Raw genomic sequence first — 19,228 nt, forward strand, 5'->3', positions numbered from 1 at the left:
TCTCAATCGAGGCGGCCGGTCTGGCCGCGGTCTCTCAAATAATGGTCGGCCAGCGCGCAGGCGACCATGGCTTCACCGATCGGCACGGCGCGAATGCCGACACAAGGATCATGCCGGCCTTTGGTTCGCACATCCACCTCGTTGCCATCGGCGTCGATCGAGCGACGCTCGTTGAGGATCGAGGAAGTGGGCTTGACCGCGAAACGGGCGATCACCGGCTGTCCGGTGGAGATGCCGCCCAGAATGCCACCGGCATTGTTGGACAGGAATACCGGCTCGCCATCGGCGCCGATGCGCATTTCGTCGGCATTTTCCTCGCCGCTGATCCGTGCCGCTTCGAAACCATTGCCGATCTCGACGCCCTTGACCGCGTTGATCGACATCAGGTTGGCGCAAATATCCTGATCAAGCTTGGCATAGATCGGCGCGCCGAGCCCGGCAGGCACATTTTCGGCCACCACTTCGACAACGGCGCCCACAGAGGAGCCGGCCTTGCGGATGGTGTCGAGATAATTCTCCCAGACAGGCACGATTTCGGGGTCGGGGGCAAAAAACGGGTTGTTGTCAATTTCGGCCCAGTCCCAGTTGGCCTGGTTGATGGAATGGATGCCGATCTGCACCAGGGCGGCGCGGATCCTGATTGTGGGCACCACCAGCCGCGCCAGACCGCCGGCGGCAACACGGGCAGCGGTTTCCCGCGCCGAAGACCGTCCGCCGCCACGATAGTCGCGCACGCCGTATTTTGTGTCATAGGTGTAATCGGCGTGGCCGGGCCGGTAGCGCTTGGCAATGTCCGAATAGTCTTTCGAACGCTGGTCGGTGTTCTCGATCAGCATCGAGACCGGAGTGCCGGTGGTGATCAGACCGTCGTCATCTTCGCGCATCACGCCCGAGAGCACCTTGACCAGATCGTCTTCGCGGCGCTGGGTGACAAAGCGCGACTGACCCGGCTTGCGCTTGTCCATCCAGTGCTGCAGTTGCGCTTCGGTAAAGCGCAGACCCGGCGGGCAGCCGTCAACGACACAGCCAAGCGCCGGACCGTGGCTCTCGCCCCAGGTGGTCACGCGGAACAAATGGCCAAATGTGTTGTGCGACATGCGGATCAACCGTGGATAGTTCGGGGCGCGCCCGGATGAGGGGTTCAGCGTGACTTCTAGATGATCTGAAGCCTTCGGGGAAAGCCTTTTTGTTGATCCGGTCCCGATGCCGCACCGATTCGTTGACATCACAATTGTTTACGGCTCAGATTGCGCCGTAAATTTCGCCACATTCAGTCCCTTCAAGAGGGGACGCAAATTGATTGACCAAGGACTTCCAGATGCGCTTCGCCATATCCGCCATATTGGCCCTTTCCGCCCTGCTCGCACCGTTGACGGCCTGGGCCCAGAGTGCTGATGTCGAGGCCACGATCACTGACGTCTCGACCGCGGAACTGACCATCAGCCTGGATGACGGCAAGGTTTACCAGGCGCCGACCGAGTTCAATTTCGAGGGGCTCGAATCCGGCGTCAAGGTTGTGGTGTTTTACACCGAAGTCGATGGCAAGCGGCTGATCAATGATCTCGAACTGGTGGAGTAGATTCGAGGTGGTTCATACCGGTCACGATTCGTGGGGTAACCCCGCGGCTTGATGTCTCTGCCCTAAAATCCCAGCGCTTTGCGTCGCATCAGGGCCTCTTGTGGCCAGAATACCTCAACGCTCGAATAGAAGACGTCAAATGCGGGGATGTCTGCAGGCAAGCTGACCCATGGCAGTTTCGAGCGAATGAAGATGTGAACGTCCGGCGGCAGACTGCCCGGATCGTCCAGAGTGCCGGCGCGAAGAAACACCATTGTCTTGCGGCGGCCATAATCGGACCAGACCGTGGTGCCGCAATCCTCACATCGATAGAGATCATGCGGGGTGCCACTGTCGGTCGGCATGGTGAAGGCGACCGAATTTCCCTGATCGATCTCGATGTTGTCTCGCTCGATGACGGCATTGACAACAAAGGCGCTGCCCGTCTGTCGCTGACAATCCTTGCAGTGGCAGCAATGCACGATCATCGGCTTCGACTTGAGCCGGTAGCGCAACGCACCGCAACCGCATCCTCCGCTCAATTCCGTAGCCATGTCGCCTCCGTTTCGAACCGTTCCCGATGCTTGAAACTCTCGCGCAGCCGAGTAGTCGAAGCGATCTGGAAGAGTGTCCAGTCCTGACCTGCAACCGGGCATGCGCAAAGCGCCTCAGATCCAGCCGATTTCTGCCCCATTGGTCTTCAGGATGCGATCCTGCGGGATATCCAGCAGCGCGGCCTCCTCACCATCAATCTTGCCGATACGCTGGAACATCGTCCGGATGACGCCGCCATGGGCGACGCAGATGGTCGGCCGGGTGACGGTTGGCAGGTACCGGTCGATGCGCTCGGCGAGCATCGCATAGCTTTCTGCCGTAGCCCCGGGCGGACGGAAAAGCCATTTGCCGCGCTCACGCTCGGCGATACGCTCGGGCGAATTCACCCCGATTTCTGCCAGCGTGAAGCCTTCCCAGTCACCGAATGATAACTCGGTCAGCAACGGCTCGATGCGGTAGTTGGTGGGGTCAAGAGCGGCCGCGCCGCGTACCAGCTCCATGGTTTCGCGGGTTCGCCCCAGCGGGCTTGCCACCCAGTCGAATTCTTCAAGTGGCAATTCGAGCTTCGCTGCGGCGAGCGCGCGGCCATTGCCGCGGGCCTGCTCGCGCCCGGTGGCATTGAGCGGGATGTCGCGCGCGCCCTGGAGTCTCTCTTCCCGGTTATAGTCGGTCTGGCCATGTCGGATCACATAGAGAAGCATGTCACGCTTTCGGATTGGATGCTGTCAAACGGACCTGATGCTTGTCATGCGCAAATGGCATCATTTGGGCAACGCGTGCACGCATCAGATCAAAGCCTGGTACGCGCATTCAGCTGAACGCGCGGGGTTTCAGACGACGCTGATATCCGGCGCGTCGACGGCCTTCATGCCCACGGTGTGATAGCCGGAATCGACATGCAGGATTTCGCCGGTGACGCCACGCGACAGATCCGAAACCAGATATATGGCGGAATCGCCCACTTCGTCGATGGTCACGGTCCGCTTCAGCGGCGAGTTATACTCGTTCCACTTCAGAATATAGCGGAAATCACCGATGCCGGAAGCCGCCAGCGTCTTGATCGGGCCCGCTGAGATCGCGTTGACACGGATATTGGACCCACCCAGATCAACCGCCAGATAGCGCACGCTGGCTTCGAGTGCAGCCTTGGCGACGCCCATCACGTTGTAATGCGGCATGACCTTTTCCGCGCCGTAATAGGTCAGCGTCAGGATCGATCCGCCATCGGTCATCAACGGTTCGGCGCGCTTGGCTACGGCGGTCAGGGAGTAGACCGAAATTTCCATCGTCCGGTTGAAGTTCTCGCGGCTTGTCTCGACATAGCGACCGGTGAGTTCGTCCTTGTCGGAAAATGCGATGGCGTGAACCACAAAATCGAGCTTGCCCCATTTGCTTTCGACTTCGGCGAACACCGCATCGATGCTGTCGAGATCGGTGACGTCGCAATGACCAGCAACAATGGCGCCGAGTTCGGCTGCCAGCGGCTCGACGCGCTTCTTCAACGCATCTCCCTGATAAGTCAGGGCAAGATCGGCGCCGGCGTCGGCGCAGGCCTTGGCGATGCCCCAGGCAATCGACCGATTGTTTGCCACGCCCATTATCAGGCCGCGTTTGCCTTTCATCAGGCCGGAAGTGTCAGCCATTGCAGTCTCCCTCGAATTAATTGCGCAGGCTATCGCACACGGTGCCTTTAGCTGCAAGTCGCGGCTTTTTGGAGCGGTGCGATCATGACAGGTTATCCCGTACTGAATCGCAGGCTTAGAGGAACCAGGCCTTGCGGCTCGAACGCATGAGATCGGTCAACCGCGGATCCGGCTTCTCCGGCAACATCACGCGCAAATGGACATGAAGAGCGCCGCGCTGGCCATCGGCGCGCGTCAGTCCCTTGCCGGCCACGCGCAGGGCGGTATCCGAGCCAGACCATTCCGGAATGGTGATCCGCACCGGGCCGTCGAGGCTTTCAAAGACGAAGTTTCCGCCCAACACCGCCTGGATGAGGTCAATCGCCTGTTCCCCATGCAGATCGGCGTCGGTGGAGCGAAAGCGTGGGTGTGCTTTATGGCGCAAGGTGACGATCACATCGCCATAGGCCGCGGGGTCGGGCGAGGGAACGGTGATTTCCGTTCCGTCCACCGATCCCGGAGGCGCAGAAAATGCAACCGCCCGGTCTTCGCCAAACACGATCTCGCCGTCGTATCCGGCCATCGCGGCCTCAAGGCTGATGTCGATTTGCTGCCGAGTGGCGGGCAATTGGTTGCCGGGCGATTTACGGGCTTTCCACTTGGCAAACAGCGCATCGAGCGCAGCCAGCGGATCGTCGTCCAGTCCCGGCGCATTCGCCTCGGTCCTGCGGCCGGTGGCTTGTGTAGCTCGCGCAGCTTCTTCGCGGGTCTGTTTCGCGGCGGCTTCCCCGAAAATGTGAACAACCATGTCTTCGAAACTGGCTTCGTCGCGCGCACCTGCCTGGCCACCCGTGGAAGCGGCGTTCGCCGCGGTGCGGCGCGCCTGTTTGAAGGCGGCAAAGGGATTGGCCGCGAACCCGCGCACTGGCTTGGTTCGCTTGCGGCCGCGGGCGTCGATCGTGCCGCTGTCGAATTTGAGCCTGAGATCCGGATCAATCAACAGTTGATAGGCTTGAGAGATCTCGGAAAAGCGGGCGCCCGCGTCCGGATCATCGCGCTTCTGGTCCGGGTGCCAAGTCTTGGCGAGCTGCCGGTAAGCGCTCTTGATATCTTCAGCTCTAGCCGTCTTGCTGACGCCGAGTACCGTGTACGGACTACGCATGATACTTTCCCGTATGGTCTTGTCTTATCAAAACTTACCGGTGATTTGCTAACCATCCGTGTATGAACGAAAATTAGCAGCGCAAAAAACAGTCAGGCAGGAGAACGCAGTTTCAGGAAGGGCTCGAGGCAGTCTCAACTGCCGGCGCGCTCGAAGCTGTCCATGCCCCAGTCGCCATTTTTCAGGCGGCAGACGCGGCCATTAAACAGCGCCACCCCATCAAACCCGTGGCGTGTGGTCTGAAATACCCGGCAGCTTCTGGCGCCATCGTCGAGCCGGGCAATGTCCGATATGACCCCGGCCGACCCCGTCAGCGTATTGGACCATGGGTGCAGCCCGCTCAGTTGGTCATCTCCGAGACCGCCAAGCAGGTCGCGAATGACCGTTTCATCGGCCATGATTTCGCTATCGGCCGACAGTGGCGTGATTGAGCCTGTGGTCATGGGATCAAGAGACAATGCTGAAACTGCATCTCTGCCGCTTCGCATGCAGCCGGTGACGACAAGCAGAATCGGCAGGGCCAGCGCCAAAAACGCGCGCCCCCGGTTCCTGCCCTTTTCGGGCCTGTCCGCATCTGCTAGGTCGTTTACCAATGTGCTGCCGTTCAATTCAGGAGGCATGAGGCAACAGTATGACTGAAACAGGGTTAACGACTGGTGACTTCACTTCGGCGGAGGAGCCCTATCAGCTGTTTGCCGAATGGCTCGATGATGCGACCGCATCGGAACTCAATGACGCCAACGCGCTGGCCCTTGCCACCGTGGATTCGGATGGACTTCCCAACGTGCGGATGGTGCTTCTCAAGGGTTTCGACCGTCGCGGTTTTGTTTTTTACACCAATTTCGAAAGTCGGAAGGGCGAGGAAATCCTCGGCGCCATGAAGGCGGCAATGTGTTTCCATTGGAAATCCCTGCGTCGCCAGGTACGCATCCGTGGTGCGGTTGAACAGGTCAGCGACAGCGAAGCCGATGAATATTATGCCAGCCGTCCACGTGGCAGCCGGATCGGGGCCTGGGCCTCGAAACAGTCGCGGCCGCTGGAAGGCCGGTTTGCACTGGAAAAGGCGGTTGCCGAATATACCGCCAAATATGCCATCGGCGAGATACCGCGCCCACCATATTGGTCAGGCTTTCGGATCGTGCCGCAATCCATCGAATTCTGGCATGATCGGCCATTTCGACTGCATGACCGGGTGGTGTTCAACCGTGCGGACGAGACGTGGAAAAAGACACGTCTTTATCCCTGAGCGCGGCCCAAAAGTGCGAACGGGATACCTGAAGCCAGAGCGCCGACATAGCGGCTTTTCTGGTAATAGCCGTTCAATGAAATGCGCTTGAGCGCGAAGCGCTCATTCAGGCTTTTGCGGGCAAGAACGCCCGGGTTGGTTGTCACAGCCAGTGTAAAACCCAGATCCTGCGCCGCCTGATACTCGCGTGGGCCGGCAGCGCATAAATCTCCATAGGGATAGGCCAGCGTTGTTGGGCTTTTGCCGGTTATATTGGCAACCCGTTGTGCAGACTGACTTATCTCCGCTCGCATGCGTTCCGGTGGCAAATGCGCCAGATTGACGTGTGCAATGGTGTGGGCGCCAAGCCGTGCAAGCGGCGTTGCTGCAAGTGTGCGCAGTTCCTGCTCGTCCATCACTTCCCGGTCGACAATGCTTGTCGGACAGATCCCTTCGGCCCGGGCCAGATCGTCAAGCCGGGCGATGATCGCGTCTTGTTCGGCGCAGGCCAGCGCCTTGTGCAGTCGGTCGAATACCGCATATTTCTCCAACAGGGTCCGTGTCCGCAGCGCAACTTCACCCCTGCCGAAATCGAAGGTGAACCGATCAAGGCGGCCGATCAGCTGTTCCGCCGTCTCCCACCAGATCGAGTGGGTGCGGTCAACAAAGCCACCCGAGACGAATATCGTGTAGGGAACGCCGTGTTTTTCGAATACCGGTCGAGCGAAACGGTCGTTGTCGCGGTATCCGTCATCAAGGGTGAAGACCATGGCCGGGCCAGGAGGATTGGGTTGCGCCAGAAATTCGGGCAAGTCCTCAAGAGCCACGGGAACATGGCCGTCGGCCCTCAACTTGGTGATGCTCTGGTCAAGAAATTCGGGTGTGATGGTCAGATGCGCAACCGGATCGAAGTGCTTTTCGGTAACCGGGCGGACGTGGTGAAGGGTGAAGATTGCCCCCAACCCGCGCGCTGCCGGCATCAGGCCCGATTTTGCCAACACAGACACGGCCTCAAGCCCGCCCTGGATGGCGGCACGCTTGACCATGCGGCGTGCGGCAACTGTATTCGGACCGTGCATATAACCGTCCCCGGGGGCTGAATGCGCTTGCGAAGTCAGCTTAATAGCAGTGCCGGCTTAACCGATGTTGAATCTGGCCTACAATTTCTCGCAATATCGATTCTGCCTGCGGGCATTTCCTGCATCAGGCAGCATCATGTAATTGCTTATGTCGTGACGATGCCTGTTCGGGCTCAGGTCTGGGTGCCGCCGATGGTCATTGCGTTCATCAACAGATGCGGTTGTCCGACACCTACCGGAACACTCTGGCCACCCTTGCCGCACATACCGATGCCGGTATCGAGCGCGGAATCATTGCCGACCATGGAGATTCGTTGCATGGCTTCCGGACCGTTGCCGATCAGCATTGCGCCCTTGACCGGAGCGCCGATCTTGCCGTCCTCAATCATGTAGGCTTCGGTGCAGCCGAAAACGAACTTGCCCGAGGTGATATCCACCTGACCGCCACCGAAGGATACCGCGTAAAGCCCTTTTTTCACCGAGGCGATCATCTCTGCAGGGCTCTTGTCGCTCGACAGCATATAGGTGTTGGTCATGCGTGGCATCGGTTGGTGGGCATAGGACTGGCGGCGTCCGTTGCCGGTGGCTTTCATGCCCATCAACCTGGCATTCTGCCGGTCCTGCATGTAGCCGACCAGGATGCCATCCTCGATCAACACATTGTAGCCCGAAGGCGTACCTTCGTCATCGACTGACAGCGATCCGCGGCGGCCCTCGAGCGTGCCGTCGTCAACCACAGTGACGCCTTTCGACGCCACCCGCTCACCCATCAGGCCGGCAAAGGCGGAGGTTTTCTTGCGGTTGAAATCGCCTTCCAGGCCATGCCCGACTGCCTCGTGCAGCATCACCCCGGGCCAGCCTGCACCAAGCACCACATCGAGCGTTCCCGCAGGCGCCGGAACCGCGTCTAGATTGACCAGCGCCTGGCGCAAGGCCTCGTCAGCGCCGTGCCGCCAGCTCTGCTCGGTCAGGAAATCACCAAAAAGCTTGCGCCCACCCATGCCGTAGGAGCCGTTTTCCTGTCGGTCGCCAACCCCGGCTACCACAGAAATATTGAGCCGTGTCATCGGCCGCACGTCGCGCACCCGGTGACCATCGGCACGCAGGATTTCGACCACTTGCCAATTGGCAGCGATAGAGACCGACACCTGGCGCACGCGTTCGTCCTTGCCGCGAAGATAGGCGTCGATGCTCTGCAGCAACTTCCCCTTCTCTTCAAAGCCGGGCGCCGCGAGCGGGTTCTGTGCGGTGTAAAGCAGCTTGTTGGTGCGCTGTGGCGCTGCGGAATAGGTTCCGCTGGCGCCGTGAGTGACGGCTGACACCGCGTCGGCAGCCCGCAACAGGGCTGCTTCCGAAAGCTCGCCAGAATGGGCATAGCCCGAGCTTTCGCCCAGAACTGAGCGCAGGCCGAACCCGCGATCAGTCGAGTAGTTGCCGGATTTCAGTTTGCCATTGTCAAACAGCAGCGATTCGCTTTCCTCATATTCAAGATAAAGCTCGCCATCGTCCGCGCCCTTCAGCGCGTCGGCGACGATTCGCTCCAGTTTTGCTTCCGAAACGTCGAATTGGCTGGTGAGCGCGTCCTGCATGACAATGTCCATTTTTGATCAATTCCAAGTCTTGTATATAGGTAATCTCATCGCGATTGGAACACAGCGGCGCGTCTGCCGCCGGACAGAGAGTGTCGATGGACAAGATTACGGTCGAAAACGTCAATCATCCGGGGAAACCGTCGCGGGTCGATGCGGCCAAATATCTGGCCATGCGAGAGGCCGTCGAGACAGTTTTGAGCAAAACCAACACGCCGATGACCTACGCATCAATCAAACAGGGCATTTTGCCAATCCTGTCGCAGCAACATTTTCCCGGTGGCGCCACAGCCGGCTGGTGGATCAAGGCGTTCCAGCTTGATCTGGAAGCCAAAGGCGAACTGGCGCGAACCGCAGACAAGCCCTTGCGGTTCTATCTAACCGGCAAACGAATCCCCAGCAGGGCAGAGGGCTGAGACCGAAGCCCTGTTCAGTCCGTCAGCTCGTTGGTTGGTTCAAGGAAGCGCGGCGTAGCCTTCGGTGAAGCCCGCGAGATCGACCGGGATGCCGATACCTTCTTCAGGCGTCTGGAACACGATGAAGGTTGCCGTGGTGCCGCCGCGCAGCGTGGTCAGCAACGTATCGTCGAGAATCACTTCGGCATAACAACCATCGGAAAAACACCGCACGAAATAGGCGCGACCGATATCCTTGCCATCGACATTGAGGCCGAGGCCGGAAGGCAGCAGTACACCAAGTGGTGCCAGCACCCTGAGAATGCGCGCCTGCTGATCGGCGGTTTTCAGCACCACCACCGACAGGCCGACTTCGGGCCGGTCATCGGCGATGACGTTCTGCATCAGCGCACATTGCTCGCCCGGCGCGCCAGCCGGGGTGTCGCAAACGATCGACCAGGAACCATGAGAAGATTTGACCTTGCCAGCCTGTTGGGCGTTCGCCGGAGACGTGGTGAGCAGGCCTGCCGCAAGTGCAAACAGGGCCATCCCCACGGCCGCGGCCGGTTTCGATTTCAATGAAAATACCATTTCAACTCCACGGGCCGCCGAATCACATGACAATTTGTAGATGGGCTAGGCCAAATTGGAACCCTTCCGGCTCACTCTCTTCTGTTTTCTGCGGCAAAAATGCGGCTTGGCCCCGATCCTATACCAAAGACATGGGTTGCCGAAGGCGCGGGACTGGCGTTTCCAAGGGGAATATGCTCAATAAAACCGGCTTCACCCACAAACATGATGGTTCTGCCGTCTTTGTTTCTGGAGGCGCGAATATATGCCGCATCATCCCGGAACGACGACAGTTGCGGACGATGCCGTTCTGTGGTTTTAAGCTGCATTCATATTGAGGGATTTCGCCTGAGCCACCAGGCGGCACGATACTCGAGGGAGAAATAACGTGATCAACAAGCTTTTTGCGGGGCTTGCCGCGTTCGCTTCGCTGGGCGCAAGCTCAGCAATGGCCGCGCAACCTGTTGACTGGCAATTGGGCCTTCAGCCCGCAGCAACCGACATGATGTCTCAAGTCCGCGGATTTGAGCAATATACACTCTGGTTCATCATACCGATCACGTTGTTCGTGTTGGTGCTGCTGATCTACGTGATGGTGAAATTCCGCGCCAGCGCCAATCCCAACCCTTCCAAGACCAGTCACAACACCGCCATCGAGGTGGTTTGGACGCTTGGGCCGGTGGTGATTCTGCTCGCGCTTGCGATTCCCTCCTTCAACCTGCTGACCGCACAATACTCGCCGCCAGAAGCCGATTTGACCGTCAAGGCCACCGGCTACCAATGGTATTGGGGCTACGAATATCAGACCGAAGACGAACTCTCCTTCGATTCGATCATGCTGCAGGAAGGCGACCGCGCCGACTATGCCAAGGAAGACATGGCGGTCTACCCGCGCCTGCTCACAGTCGACAATGAACTGGTGGTTCCTGTCGGTCAGACGGTACGCGTTCTCGTTACCGCAGCCGACGTGCTTCATTCTTTTGCAATGCCGTCATTCGGCATCAAGATCGACGCCGTTCCCGGTCGCCTCAACGAGACCTGGTTCGATGCCACGAACGAAGGGCTGTACTACGGACAGTGTTCCGAGCTTTGCGGCAAGGACCATGCCTTCATGCCAATCGCCATCCGCGTGGTTGCACAAGACAAGTTCGACACCTGGTTTGCGGAAGCTGCCGATGATGTCGAAGCCGCCAACCGTAATTTGATTGCTGCCATCGAAGCCGACAAGTCGGTTGATGTCGCAGTCAATGCAAAGAATTAAGAGAGGGACGAGCAATGGCCGGTACAACTGTCGCTCATGACCACGACCACAAGCCCAAGGGCTTTGTGCGGCGCTGGCTTTATTCCACCAACCACAAGGATATTGGCACCCTCTATCTGATCTTTGCGATCATCGCAGGGATCATCGGTGGCGGTCTCTCCATTGCCATGCGCATGGAGCTGCAGGAGCCAGGTATCCAGATTTTCCATGGCCTCGCATCCATTGTTTATGGGTTCGAGGGTGATTCTGCGATCGACGGCGGCAAGCACATGTACAATGTGTTCACCACTGCTCACGGCCTCATCATGATCTTCTTCATGGTCATGCCGGCACTGATCGGCGGATTTGCCAACTGGATGGTGCCGATCATGATCGGTGCGCCTGATATGGCGTTCCCGCGCATGAACAACATCTCCTTCTGGCTTCTTCCGCCAGCATTGCTGCTGATGTTGATCTCAATGTTTGTGGAAGGCCCCGCAGGCGGCTACGGCACCGGTGGCGGCTGGACCATGTATCCACCATACTCGACCATCGGCCAGCCTGGTCCGGCAATGGATTTTGCGATCCTGTCGGTCCACATCGCCGGTGCGTCCTCGATTCTCGGTGCGATCAACTTCATCACCACGATCTTCAACATGCGGGCTCCCGGCATGACGCTGCACAAGATGCCGCTGTTTGCCTGGTCAGTGCTCATCACTGCATTCTTATTGCTTCTGTCCTTGCCTGTGCTGGCAGGCGGCATCACCATGCTGCTGACCGACCGCAATTTCGACACCGCTTTCTTCTCGCCTGAAGGTGGCGGCGATCCGATCCTGTACCAGCACCTGTTCTGGTTCTTCGGTCACCCGGAAGTCTACATTCTGATTTTGCCTGGTTTCGGCATCGTCAGCCACATCGTCTCGACATTCTCGCGCAAGCCGATCTTCGGCTATCTCGGCATGGCCTACGCCATGGTCGCTATCGGTGCCGTCGGCTTCATCGTCTGGGCCCACCACATGTATACGGTCGGTCTCTCACTCAACACGCAACGTTACTTCGTCTTCGCCACCATGGTGATCGCGGTACCGACCGGGGTGAAGATCTTCTCCTGGATTGCCACGATGTGGGGTGGTTCGATCACGCTGCGCACGCCGATGCTCTGGGCGATCGGGTTCATCTTCTTGTTCACCGTGGGCGGCGTCACCGGTGTGCAGTTGGCCAATGCCGGCCTCGACCGGGTCATGCACGACACCTATTATGTGGTGGCCCATTTCCACTACGTGCTTTCGCTGGGTGCCGTGTTCGCAATCTTCGCGGCCTGGTATTACTGGTTCCCGAAGATGTTCGGTTACATGTACAACTCGACGATCGCGCGGATCCATTTCTGGGTCACCTTCATCGGTGTCAACCTGGTGTTTTTCCCTCAGCATTTCCTCGGACTTGCCGGAATGCCGCGCCGTTACATCGACTATCCTGACGCCTTTGCCGGCTGGAACGCGGTTTCTTCCTACGGTTCCTACCTGTCGGGCCTTGGGGTGCTGATCTTCCTCTTCGGTGTCTGGGAAGCCTTCGCCAAGAAGCGCATCGCTGGCGACAACCCTTGGGGCGAGGGCGCAACAACGCTGGAATGGCAGCTGTCTTCGCCGCCGCCTTATCACCAGTGGGAAAAACTGCCGCGCATCAAGTAGTAGGTGCACAGCATTTGATGATTTGGCCAGGCCGCCGGAAAAGAGCCGGCGGCCTGTCATATAATGACCGGGAAAGTTGCCCGGATCCCCGATCAGAGTTGGGGAAGAGGGAAAGGCGGAATGCCGATGGCTATGACCAATGAACATGAGGCGGCGAACGCCGTCACCATGCTGGACGGCGACGCGCAGGATTTCTTCGCGCTGTTGAAGCCGCGGGTTATGTCGCTGGTGGTGTTTACCGCCTTTGTCGGCCTGCTGCTGGCGCCCGGCGAAATCCATCCTGTGATCGGCTTCATCGCTATCCTGTCGATTGCCGTGGGGGCTGGCGCCTCGGGCGCGCTCAACATGTGGTATGATGCCGACATCGACATCCTGATGACCCGCACGGCCAAACGGCCGGTGCCTGCTGGCCGGATCTCGGCGGACACGGCGCTGGCCTTTGGCCTGGTTCTTTCGGTGTTTTCCGTGGCGGTGCTGGGTCTTCTGGTCAACTGGCTGTCAGCCGGACTACTGGCATTCACGATCTTCTTTTATGCCGTGGTCTACACCATGTGGCTAAAGCGTTCGACGCCGCAGAACATCGTTATCGGTGGTGCGGCCGGCGCGTTCCCGCCGATCATCGGTTGGGCTTGTGTGACCAACTCGATTTCCATCGAGAGCATCGTCCTGTTCTCGATCATCTTTCTCTGGACGCCCGCGCATTTCTGGGCGCTTGCGCTGTTCAAGTCCGGTGATTATGGCCGCGCAGGCGTGCCGATGTTGCCCAATGTCGCCGGAGAGCGCGCCACCAAGCACCAGATCGTGCTGTATGCCGTTCTGACCGCAATCAGCGGCGTGGTTCCTTCGCTTATGGGTTTTGCCGGCATCGTCTATGGCGTTTTTGCCGCAGCACTGGGTGCCGGCTTTGTCTGGTATTCTGTATTGGTCTGGCGCATGCCGGATGGCGACGAGAAGATGGTTCCGGCCAAGAAGCTGTTTGCCTATTCGCTGGTCTATCTGTTTTTGATTTTTACGGCGCTGGCGGTTGATGGCCTCGCGTCGAAGTTTATGGGCGCTGCGGTGTAATCATGGATCAGGTTGAACTTACTCCACAGCAGAAGAAGGCACGGCGCTCGCGCTCAGTCGCATTGGCCGTGGTTCTGGCCCTGCTGGTGATCATGTTTTACGTGGTGACGATCATCAAGATCGGCCCAGGCATCATGGATCGGCCGTTGTGAGGAGCAGACTATGAACGAGCAGCGCGTGCCAGAAACCCCCAGGAAAAACGGCAACCGGACGGTTGTGCTGATTTGTTCGGCATTTGTGGTGTCGATGCTCGGTGTCAGCTATGCGGCTGTGCCGCTCTACCGGATGTTCTGTCAGGTCACCGGGTATGGTGGCACGACTCAGCGTGTCGAACAGATGTCGGATACGATTCTGGACCGCACCATCAAGGTCCGTTTCGACGGCAACGTCGCCTCCGGTCTGCCCTGGGAGTTTAAACCGGTCCAGCGCGAAGTTGAGGTCAAGATTGGCGAGACCATCCAGATCTCCTATACCGCGCACAATATTTCAGACGCCGTGAGTTCGGGGCAGGCGACGTTCAACGTCACGCCGCAGTCGGCGGGCGCCTATTTCAACAAGATCCAGTGTTTCTGCTTCACCGAGAACGAACTGCAGCCCGGCGAAACAATGGATATGCCGGTGGTGTTTTTCATCGATCCGCAGATTGTTGACGAAGCCGAGACCAAAAACATCGAGACAATTACGCTGTCCTACACTTTCTTCCCGCACGAAACGGAAAAACCCGTTGCAGCTGTGGCGGAGCCGGTGCAAGACAAGGGCACTTTGTAAGCCACACATGCGCCGGACGGGTTGGTCCGGGGCGGGAATGCTGACCATCGGGGAAAAATGACATGGCCGACGCACATCAAAAAAATCACGACTTTCATATTGTTGATCCGAGCCCTTGGCCGCTGACCGGATCAATCGGCGCGCTTGTGATGGCGCTTGGCGCCATTGGCTGGATGCAGGGCATGAAGGGCGCAGAGTCGCTCCTGGGATTGCCAATCACCAATCCGGTGCTGTTCTTGGTCGGCGTCGCCATTGTGCTCTACACGATGTTCGGCTGGTGGTCGGATACCATCAAGGAAGCACATGAAGGCCATCACACCCGTGTCGTGGGCCTGCATCTTCGCTACGGCATGATCATGTTCATTGCTTCCGAGGTTATGTTCTTCGTAGCCTGGTTCTGGGCATTCTTCGACGCCAGCCTGTTTCCCGATGAAGCCATTCAGGTTGCGCGGACCACGTTTACCGGTGGTCAGTGGCCGCCGGTCGGCATCGAGGTGCTCGATCCGCTGCACCTGCCGCTTTACAACACCATCATCCTGCTGCTGTCGGGCACCACGGTGACCTGGGCGCACCACGCGCTGCTGCATGGCAACCGCAAGGGGCTGGTCGCCGGTCTGACGCTGACGGTGCTGCTCGGCATCCTGTTCTCTTCGGTCCAGGCCTATGAATATTCGGTGGCGCCGTTCGCGTTCAAGGAATCGATCTACGGTGCGACCTTCTACATGGCCACCGGCTTCCACGGCTTCCACGTGCTGATCGGCACCATCTTCCTGCTGGTCTGCCTGATCCGTGCGATGCGTGGGGACTTCACCCCCAAGCAGCATTTCGGCTTCGAAGCTGCCGCCTGGTACTGGCATTTCGTCGACGTGGTCTGGCTGTTTCTGTTCTTTGCGATTTATGTCTGGTCGTCCTGGGGCGCTCCGATCCACCACTGACCAAACGCAGGATAGGCAAAAGTTCTGCGAGGCGGCGGGGAAACCTGCCGCCTCGCGCATTTGAACCGGTCGCACCGCGGCCCGGATCTGGAGACAAACGCAAATGCCAATTGATGAAGCCCACTACCCCCCGGTTGACCCGGTGTCGGTTGGCCTGCGCGGCCGCTGTCCGCGGTGCGGTGAAGGTGCCCTGTTCGACGGGTTCCTTACCGTCAAACCGGCCTGTACGTCCTGCGGGCTCGATTATAGCTTTGCCGATGCGGGTGACGGACCGGCGGTGTTCGTCATTCTCATCATCGGCTTCGTGGTGTTGGGCTCGGCGTTGTGGCTTGAGGTCAATTACAGCCCGGCCTTGTGGGTACATCTTCTTTTGTGGATCCCGCTCGCAACGCTGCTGTCGCTCACCTTGTTGCGCGGCCTCAAGGGGCTGATGATCGCGCTGCAGTACCGTAACAAGGCCGCCGAAGGACAGATCGATAAGTGACCGACGTAACGCCATCTTCCCCGCCGCGGCGTCTTGGACCGGTAACGCTGATCGTCATCCTCGCTGCCCTTGCCATATTGCTGGCGCTCGGCACATGGCAGGTCAAGCGGCTGTACTGGAAACAGGATTTGCTGGCCAAGATCGAGACGCGCATGGTTGCGGCGCCGGCGAGCCTCGAAGAGATCATCGCGCTTAAGCAATCCGGCGAGGATATCGAATACCGCCGGGTCTCTCTGACCGGGCAATTCCGGCATGCGGCTGAGCAGTTTTTCTTTTCCACCTTGAATGGCCGTACCGGTTATTTCGTCTACACGCCGTTCGAGACCGAAGCCGGGCAGGTGATTTTCGTCAACCGCGGGTTTGTCGAGGTCGATTTCAAGGACCCTGCAACCCGTAGTCAGGGGCAGGTAGCAGGTACTGTGAGCGTCGTCGGTCTGGCGCGCGACCGGCTGGATCAAAAACCTTCCTGGGTGGTGCCGGACAATGATCTGGCGAAGAACATTTTTTACTGGAAGGATCTCGACGCCATGGCGGTCAATGCCGGAATTGACCCGCAGTCGGAGCAACTCCTTCCCTTCTTCATTGATGCTGATGAGAGCCCGAACCCTGGTGGCCAGCCGATTGGCGGCGTCACCCAGGTCAATCTGCCCAACAGCCATCTGCAATATGCCATCACCTGGTATGGTTTGGCTCTGGCGCTTCTGGGTGTCACCGGTGCTCTCTGGTGGCGTGGCCGCCGCGGCAAATAGAGCAGTAGGCGTTGATCCACTGGCCTTGACAGCGCCCGGCGCTACACTGTCAAAGGGACCGCAATGACCTGGAGAATTCGATGCATCGGCATGCCCTGACCATTCGCCTCTGCGGCCCGCGCGGCTTTTGCGCGGGTGTGGATCGTGCCATTCAGATGGTGGTGATGGCGCTGAAGAAATATGGCGCGCCGGTCTATGTCCGCCATGAAATCGTTCACAACCGTTTTGTTGTCGAAGGCCTTGAAAACCTAGGCGCGGTGTTTGTCGAGGAACTCGATGAGATCCCGGCAGGGCATCATGCCCAACCTGTAATCTTTTCGGCTCACGGCGTGCCGAAATCGGTGCCGGCCGACGCCCAGGCGCGTAATCTGTTTTTTCTCGACGCCACCTGCCCACTGGTATCCAAGGTGCACAAGCAGGCCATGCGCCATGAGCGGCTCGGTCGCCATGTGGTTTTGATCGGTCACAAGGGGCATCCGGAGGTGATCGGCACCATGGGCCAACTGCCGCCCGGCGCCGTGACCCTGGTGGAAACTGTTGCAGATGTGGATCTTCTTGAACCCGCCAACCCGGAAGCTCTCGGCTATGTCACCCAGACCACCCTGTCGGTCGATGACACCGCCGCGGTGGTCGCCCGGCTCCATGCCCGTTTTCCCCAGATTACCGCGCCTTCGGCGGAATCGATCTGTTACGCCACCACCAACCGCCAGGATGCGGTTAAGCAGGCTGCGCCTGGATGCGATCTTTTTGTCGTTGTTGGTGCGCCAAATTCCTCCAATTCAAAACGTCTGGTGGAAGTGGCGCTGAAGGCAGGAGCTAAAAAGTCGATCCTGTTGCAACGTGCCCATGAAATCGACTGGGAAGATATTGGCGAGATCGGGTTGCTCGGATTGTCGGCAGGTGCGTCGGCGCCGGAAGTTGTTGTCGCTGAAATCATCGAGGCCTTCAAAACGCGGTTCGGCGCCACGATTGAATTGGCCGAGACGGTGCGCGAGACCGAGAACTTCATGGTCAGTCGCGAGCTTCGCGATGTGGAACTTACCGCGGCCGACATGGCCTTTGTCAGTGGAGAGCGCTGAGCATGGCTGTTTACACCGATGTCAGCGAAGAGCAGCTCACGGCCTTCTTGAGCGAATATGATGTTGGCACCTTTCTGTCCTACAAGGGGATTGCCGAAGGGGTGGAAAATTCCAACTTCCTGCTGCGCACCACCAAGGCCACATTTATTCTCACGCTCTATGAAAAACGCGTCAATCGCGACGATTTGCCGTTCTTCCTCGGGCTGATGGATCATCTGGCGGCCAAGGGGCTGAACTGCCCATTGCCGATCCAGCGGCGAGACGGCGGCCACCTTGGCGAACTGGCTGGCAGGCCCGCGGCGATGGTCTCGTTTCTCGACGGCGCCTGGCTGCGCAAGCCGCGCGCCGAGCACTGCCGCGAGGTCGGCCGCGCAATGGCTGCCATGCATGTGGCGGGAAGCGATTTTCCGATCCGCCGCGCCAATGCGCTGACAATGCCCAACTGGCGGCCGCTGTGGCTAAGCTCGCGAGATCGCGCCGACGAGGTCCTGCCCGGGCTCCGCGACGAGATCGACCGCGAACTGGAAAGCCTAGAAGCCAGCTGGCCGAAGGACCTGCCTGAAGGTGTCATTCATGCGGACCTGTTTCCCGACAATGTGTTCTTCATCGAAGACCGGCTGTCAGGCCTGATCGACTTTTATTTCGCCTGCAATGATTTCCTGGCTTACGACGTTGCCATCTGTCTCAACGCCTGGTGTTTTGAAAAGGACGGCGCCTTCAACCACACCAAGGGCAGGGCGCTGATCAATGGCTACACCTCCGTACGCAAGCTTGATGGTGCTGAAGCCGAGGCACTGCCTCTGTTGGCGCGAGGGGCTGCGCTGCGGTTCTTCCTGACCCGTCTGCACGATTGGCTGACCACGCCCGAAGGGGCAATGGTGGTCAAGAAGGCCCCGCTCGAATATCTGCAGAAGCTGCGGTTCCACGGTCAAATCCTGTCTAGTGCCGAATACGGCCACCGCAACGAGGAAATTCTGTCGTGAAGAGCGTTGAAATATTCACCGATGGCGCCTGTTCGGGCAATCCCGGCCCGGGCGGCTGGGGTGCAATCCTGCGGTATAATGGAACCGTCAAGGAAATGTGTGGTGGCGAGGCTGTCACCACCAACAACCGGATGGAGTTGCTGGCGGCGATCAGCGCATTGAACGCGCTCAGCAGCGCCTGTGAGGTCGAACTCCACACCGACAGCAAATATGTGATGGACGGTATCTCGAAATGGATTTTCGGCTGGAAGAAGAACGGCTGGAGGACCGCTGACAAGAAGCCGGTGAAAAACGCCGAGCTCTGGCAGGCTCTCGATCAGGCCAATCAGCGCCACAAGGTCAAGTGGAACTGGGTCAAGGGCCACGCCGGCCATCCGGAGAACGAGCGCGCCGATGAATTGGCACGGACAGGAATGGCTCCCTACAAAACCAAAACGGCGCCGAGAACCGGCGCCGTCAGGTAACTTGTTTGGTGGAATACC

24 protein-coding genes are annotated in these 19,228 nt (G+C 58.9%); 14 read left to right on the forward strand and 10 right to left on the reverse strand.

Annotated features, from left to right (window positions below; all coding sequences use genetic code 11):
* Positions 1-2 precede the first annotated feature (2 nt).
* On the reverse strand, positions 3-1,097 hold the full coding sequence (gene aroC, locus ACK6D9_RS09765) for a chorismate synthase (protein WP_412051518.1): 1,095 nt from the start codon (positions 1,095-1,097) through the stop codon (positions 3-5).
* Between the two features lie 221 nt (positions 1,098-1,318).
* Between aroC and ACK6D9_RS09770 the strand changes: the two genes are divergently transcribed.
* A complete protein-coding gene (locus tag ACK6D9_RS09770; protein ID WP_322988330.1) occupies positions 1,319-1,579 on the forward strand; it encodes a DUF1344 domain-containing protein in 261 nt (86 codons plus the stop codon).
* 62 nt (positions 1,580-1,641) lie between these two features.
* On the opposite strand, the gene ACK6D9_RS09775 is transcribed toward ACK6D9_RS09770, so the two are convergent.
* The 5 genes from ACK6D9_RS09775 to ACK6D9_RS09795 form a co-directional block, all read right to left on the reverse strand.
* Positions 1,642-2,112 (reverse strand): GFA family protein, encoded by a 471-nt coding sequence (locus ACK6D9_RS09775; RefSeq protein ID WP_412051519.1) that lies wholly within the window; start codon positions 2,110-2,112, stop codon positions 1,642-1,644.
* Between the two features lie 114 nt (positions 2,113-2,226).
* The gene (locus ACK6D9_RS09780) at positions 2,227-2,814 is read right to left on the reverse strand and encodes a histidine phosphatase family protein (protein WP_412051520.1); all 588 of its coding nucleotides are present in this window, start codon (positions 2,812-2,814) and stop codon (positions 2,227-2,229) included.
* A gap of 129 nt (positions 2,815-2,943) precedes the next feature.
* On the reverse strand, positions 2,944-3,756 hold the full coding sequence (fabI, locus tag ACK6D9_RS09785; protein WP_412051521.1) for an enoyl-ACP reductase FabI: 813 nt from the start codon (positions 3,754-3,756) through the stop codon (positions 2,944-2,946).
* Positions 3,757-3,871: 115 nt separating this feature from the next.
* Entirely contained in the window at positions 3,872-4,897 is a 1,026-nt protein-coding gene (locus ACK6D9_RS09790) for a DnaJ domain-containing protein (protein WP_412051522.1), read from the reverse strand.
* Between the two features lie 134 nt (positions 4,898-5,031).
* On the reverse strand, positions 5,032-5,340 hold the full coding sequence (locus ACK6D9_RS09795) for an RT0821/Lpp0805 family surface protein (RefSeq protein WP_412051523.1): 309 nt from the start codon (positions 5,338-5,340) through the stop codon (positions 5,032-5,034).
* A 188-nt stretch (positions 5,341-5,528) separates the two neighbouring features.
* Here ACK6D9_RS09795 and pdxH point away from each other — a divergent pair, with 188 nt between their 5' ends.
* Positions 5,529-6,143 carry a pyridoxamine 5'-phosphate oxidase gene (pdxH, locus tag ACK6D9_RS09800; RefSeq protein ID WP_412051524.1) on the forward strand — a complete coding sequence of 205 codons (615 nt, stop codon included), beginning with the start codon at positions 5,529-5,531 and terminating at the stop codon, positions 6,141-6,143.
* On the opposite strand, the gene ACK6D9_RS09805 is transcribed toward pdxH, so the two are convergent.
* Positions 6,134-7,201: a polysaccharide deacetylase family protein gene (locus ACK6D9_RS09805; RefSeq protein WP_412051525.1), complete on the reverse strand. Its 1,068-nt coding sequence runs from the start codon at positions 7,199-7,201 to the stop codon at positions 6,134-6,136. The two genes, pdxH and ACK6D9_RS09805, sit on opposite strands and share 10 nt — an antisense overlap.
* Before the next feature lie 173 nt (positions 7,202-7,374).
* Positions 7,375-8,790, reverse strand: a complete 1,416-nt coding sequence (gene tldD, locus ACK6D9_RS09810) for a metalloprotease TldD (protein WP_412051777.1) — start codon at positions 8,788-8,790, stop codon at positions 7,375-7,377.
* A gap of 98 nt (positions 8,791-8,888) precedes the next feature.
* Here tldD and ACK6D9_RS09815 point away from each other — a divergent pair, with 98 nt between their 5' ends.
* Positions 8,889-9,206 (forward strand): DUF6958 family protein, encoded by a 318-nt coding sequence (locus ACK6D9_RS09815; protein WP_412051526.1) that lies wholly within the window; start codon positions 8,889-8,891, stop codon positions 9,204-9,206.
* Between the two features lie 39 nt (positions 9,207-9,245).
* On the opposite strand, the gene ACK6D9_RS09820 is transcribed toward ACK6D9_RS09815, so the two are convergent.
* Together ACK6D9_RS09820 and ACK6D9_RS09825 are read right to left on the reverse strand one after the other, a co-directional pair.
* Positions 9,246-9,734 (reverse strand): invasion associated locus B family protein, encoded by a 489-nt coding sequence (locus ACK6D9_RS09820; protein ID WP_412051527.1) that lies wholly within the window; start codon positions 9,732-9,734, stop codon positions 9,246-9,248.
* A gap of 113 nt (positions 9,735-9,847) precedes the next feature.
* A complete protein-coding gene (locus ACK6D9_RS09825) occupies positions 9,848-10,084 on the reverse strand; it encodes a hypothetical protein (protein WP_322989812.1) in 237 nt (78 codons plus the stop codon).
* Between the two features lie 59 nt (positions 10,085-10,143).
* On the opposite strand from ACK6D9_RS09825, the gene coxB reads away from it, so the two are divergent.
* The 11 genes from coxB to rnhA all read left to right on the forward strand — a co-directional run bounded on the left by coxB (position 10,144) and on the right by rnhA (position 19,210).
* The gene (coxB, locus tag ACK6D9_RS09830; protein WP_322989813.1) at positions 10,144-11,016 is read left to right on the forward strand and encodes a cytochrome c oxidase subunit II; all 873 of its coding nucleotides are present in this window, start codon (positions 10,144-10,146) and stop codon (positions 11,014-11,016) included.
* Positions 11,017-11,030: 14 nt separating this feature from the next.
* Positions 11,031-12,683 (forward strand): cytochrome c oxidase subunit I, encoded by a 1,653-nt coding sequence (gene ctaD, locus ACK6D9_RS09835; protein ID WP_322989814.1) that lies wholly within the window; start codon positions 11,031-11,033, stop codon positions 12,681-12,683.
* A gap of 126 nt (positions 12,684-12,809) precedes the next feature.
* Positions 12,810-13,748 carry a heme o synthase gene (locus ACK6D9_RS09840; protein ID WP_412051528.1) on the forward strand — a complete coding sequence of 313 codons (939 nt, stop codon included), beginning with the start codon at positions 12,810-12,812 and terminating at the stop codon, positions 13,746-13,748.
* 2 nt (positions 13,749-13,750) lie between these two features.
* Positions 13,751-13,900 (forward strand): hypothetical protein, encoded by a 150-nt coding sequence (locus tag ACK6D9_RS09845; protein ID WP_267655961.1) that lies wholly within the window; start codon positions 13,751-13,753, stop codon positions 13,898-13,900.
* A gap of 10 nt (positions 13,901-13,910) precedes the next feature.
* Complete coding sequence (locus tag ACK6D9_RS09850; protein WP_322989816.1) at positions 13,911-14,516, forward strand: cytochrome c oxidase assembly protein; 606 nt, start codon at positions 13,911-13,913, stop codon at positions 14,514-14,516.
* 62 nt (positions 14,517-14,578) lie between these two features.
* Positions 14,579-15,451, forward strand: coding sequence for a cytochrome c oxidase subunit 3 (locus ACK6D9_RS09855; protein WP_412051529.1), 873 nt, complete (start codon positions 14,579-14,581; stop codon positions 15,449-15,451).
* Positions 15,452-15,554: 103 nt separating this feature from the next.
* Entirely contained in the window at positions 15,555-15,935 is a 381-nt protein-coding gene (locus ACK6D9_RS09860; RefSeq protein WP_322989818.1) for a DUF983 domain-containing protein, read from the forward strand.
* Entirely contained in the window at positions 15,932-16,684 is a 753-nt protein-coding gene (locus tag ACK6D9_RS09865) for an SURF1 family protein (protein WP_412051530.1), read from the forward strand. Before ACK6D9_RS09860 ends, ACK6D9_RS09865 begins: the two co-directional genes overlap by 4 nt.
* An 80-nt stretch (positions 16,685-16,764) precedes the next feature.
* Entirely contained in the window at positions 16,765-17,763 is a 999-nt protein-coding gene (ispH, locus tag ACK6D9_RS09870) for a 4-hydroxy-3-methylbut-2-enyl diphosphate reductase (protein ID WP_412051531.1), read from the forward strand.
* A 2-nt stretch (positions 17,764-17,765) separates the two neighbouring features.
* A complete protein-coding gene (locus tag ACK6D9_RS09875) occupies positions 17,766-18,746 on the forward strand; it encodes a homoserine kinase (protein WP_412051532.1) in 981 nt (326 codons plus the stop codon).
* On the forward strand, positions 18,743-19,210 hold the full coding sequence (gene rnhA / locus ACK6D9_RS09880; protein ID WP_412051533.1) for a ribonuclease HI: 468 nt from the start codon (positions 18,743-18,745) through the stop codon (positions 19,208-19,210). Before ACK6D9_RS09875 ends, rnhA begins: the two co-directional genes overlap by 4 nt.
* Positions 19,211-19,228: the final 18 nt, after the last annotated feature.

The organism is Hoeflea sp. Naph1 (assembly GCF_046837775.1).
Taxonomy (GTDB): domain Bacteria; phylum Pseudomonadota; class Alphaproteobacteria; order Rhizobiales; family Rhizobiaceae; genus Hoeflea.

What these genes read in the sequence shown, in the direction of transcription:
- ACK6D9_RS09820 (WP_412051527.1), bottom strand. Translation starts at nt 9,734, where the DNA reads ATGGCCCTGTTTGCACTTGCGGCAGGCCTGCTCACCACGTCTCCGGCG.
- ACK6D9_RS09795 (WP_412051523.1), bottom strand. Translation starts at nt 5,340, where the DNA reads ATGACCACAGGCTCAATCACGCCACTGTCGGCCGATAGCGAAATCATG.
- ACK6D9_RS09805 (WP_412051525.1), bottom strand. Translation starts at nt 7,201, where the DNA reads ATGCACGGTCCGAATACAGTTGCCGCACGCCGCATGGTCAAGCGTGCC.
- ctaD (WP_322989814.1), top strand. Translation starts at nt 11,031, where the DNA reads ATGGCCGGTACAACTGTCGCTCATGACCACGACCACAAGCCCAAGGGC.
- ACK6D9_RS09790 (WP_412051522.1), bottom strand. Translation starts at nt 4,897, where the DNA reads ATGCGTAGTCCGTACACGGTACTCGGCGTCAGCAAGACGGCTAGAGCT.
- ACK6D9_RS09860 (WP_322989818.1), top strand. Translation starts at nt 15,555, where the DNA reads ATGCCAATTGATGAAGCCCACTACCCCCCGGTTGACCCGGTGTCGGTT.
- fabI (WP_412051521.1), bottom strand. Translation starts at nt 3,756, where the DNA reads ATGGCTGACACTTCCGGCCTGATGAAAGGCAAACGCGGCCTGATAATG.
- ACK6D9_RS09840 (WP_412051528.1), top strand. Translation starts at nt 12,810, where the DNA reads ATGGCTATGACCAATGAACATGAGGCGGCGAACGCCGTCACCATGCTG.
- tldD (WP_412051777.1), bottom strand. Translation starts at nt 8,790, where the DNA reads ATGCAGGACGCGCTCACCAGCCAATTCGACGTTTCGGAAGCAAAACTG.
- ispH (WP_412051531.1), top strand. Translation starts at nt 16,765, where the DNA reads ATGCATCGGCATGCCCTGACCATTCGCCTCTGCGGCCCGCGCGGCTTT.
- ACK6D9_RS09825 (WP_322989812.1), bottom strand. Translation starts at nt 10,084, where the DNA reads ATGCAGCTTAAAACCACAGAACGGCATCGTCCGCAACTGTCGTCGTTC.
- ACK6D9_RS09850 (WP_322989816.1), top strand. Translation starts at nt 13,911, where the DNA reads ATGAACGAGCAGCGCGTGCCAGAAACCCCCAGGAAAAACGGCAACCGG.
- ACK6D9_RS09855 (WP_412051529.1), top strand. Translation starts at nt 14,579, where the DNA reads ATGGCCGACGCACATCAAAAAAATCACGACTTTCATATTGTTGATCCG.
- ACK6D9_RS09780 (WP_412051520.1), bottom strand. Translation starts at nt 2,814, where the DNA reads ATGCTTCTCTATGTGATCCGACATGGCCAGACCGACTATAACCGGGAA.
- pdxH (WP_412051524.1), top strand. Translation starts at nt 5,529, where the DNA reads ATGACTGAAACAGGGTTAACGACTGGTGACTTCACTTCGGCGGAGGAG.
- ACK6D9_RS09815 (WP_412051526.1), top strand. Translation starts at nt 8,889, where the DNA reads ATGGACAAGATTACGGTCGAAAACGTCAATCATCCGGGGAAACCGTCG.
- ACK6D9_RS09770 (WP_322988330.1), top strand. Translation starts at nt 1,319, where the DNA reads ATGCGCTTCGCCATATCCGCCATATTGGCCCTTTCCGCCCTGCTCGCA.
- ACK6D9_RS09875 (WP_412051532.1), top strand. Translation starts at nt 17,766, where the DNA reads ATGGCTGTTTACACCGATGTCAGCGAAGAGCAGCTCACGGCCTTCTTG.
- aroC (WP_412051518.1), bottom strand. Translation starts at nt 1,097, where the DNA reads ATGTCGCACAACACATTTGGCCATTTGTTCCGCGTGACCACCTGGGGC.
- ACK6D9_RS09775 (WP_412051519.1), bottom strand. Translation starts at nt 2,112, where the DNA reads ATGGCTACGGAATTGAGCGGAGGATGCGGTTGCGGTGCGTTGCGCTAC.
- ACK6D9_RS09845 (WP_267655961.1), top strand. Translation starts at nt 13,751, where the DNA reads ATGGATCAGGTTGAACTTACTCCACAGCAGAAGAAGGCACGGCGCTCG.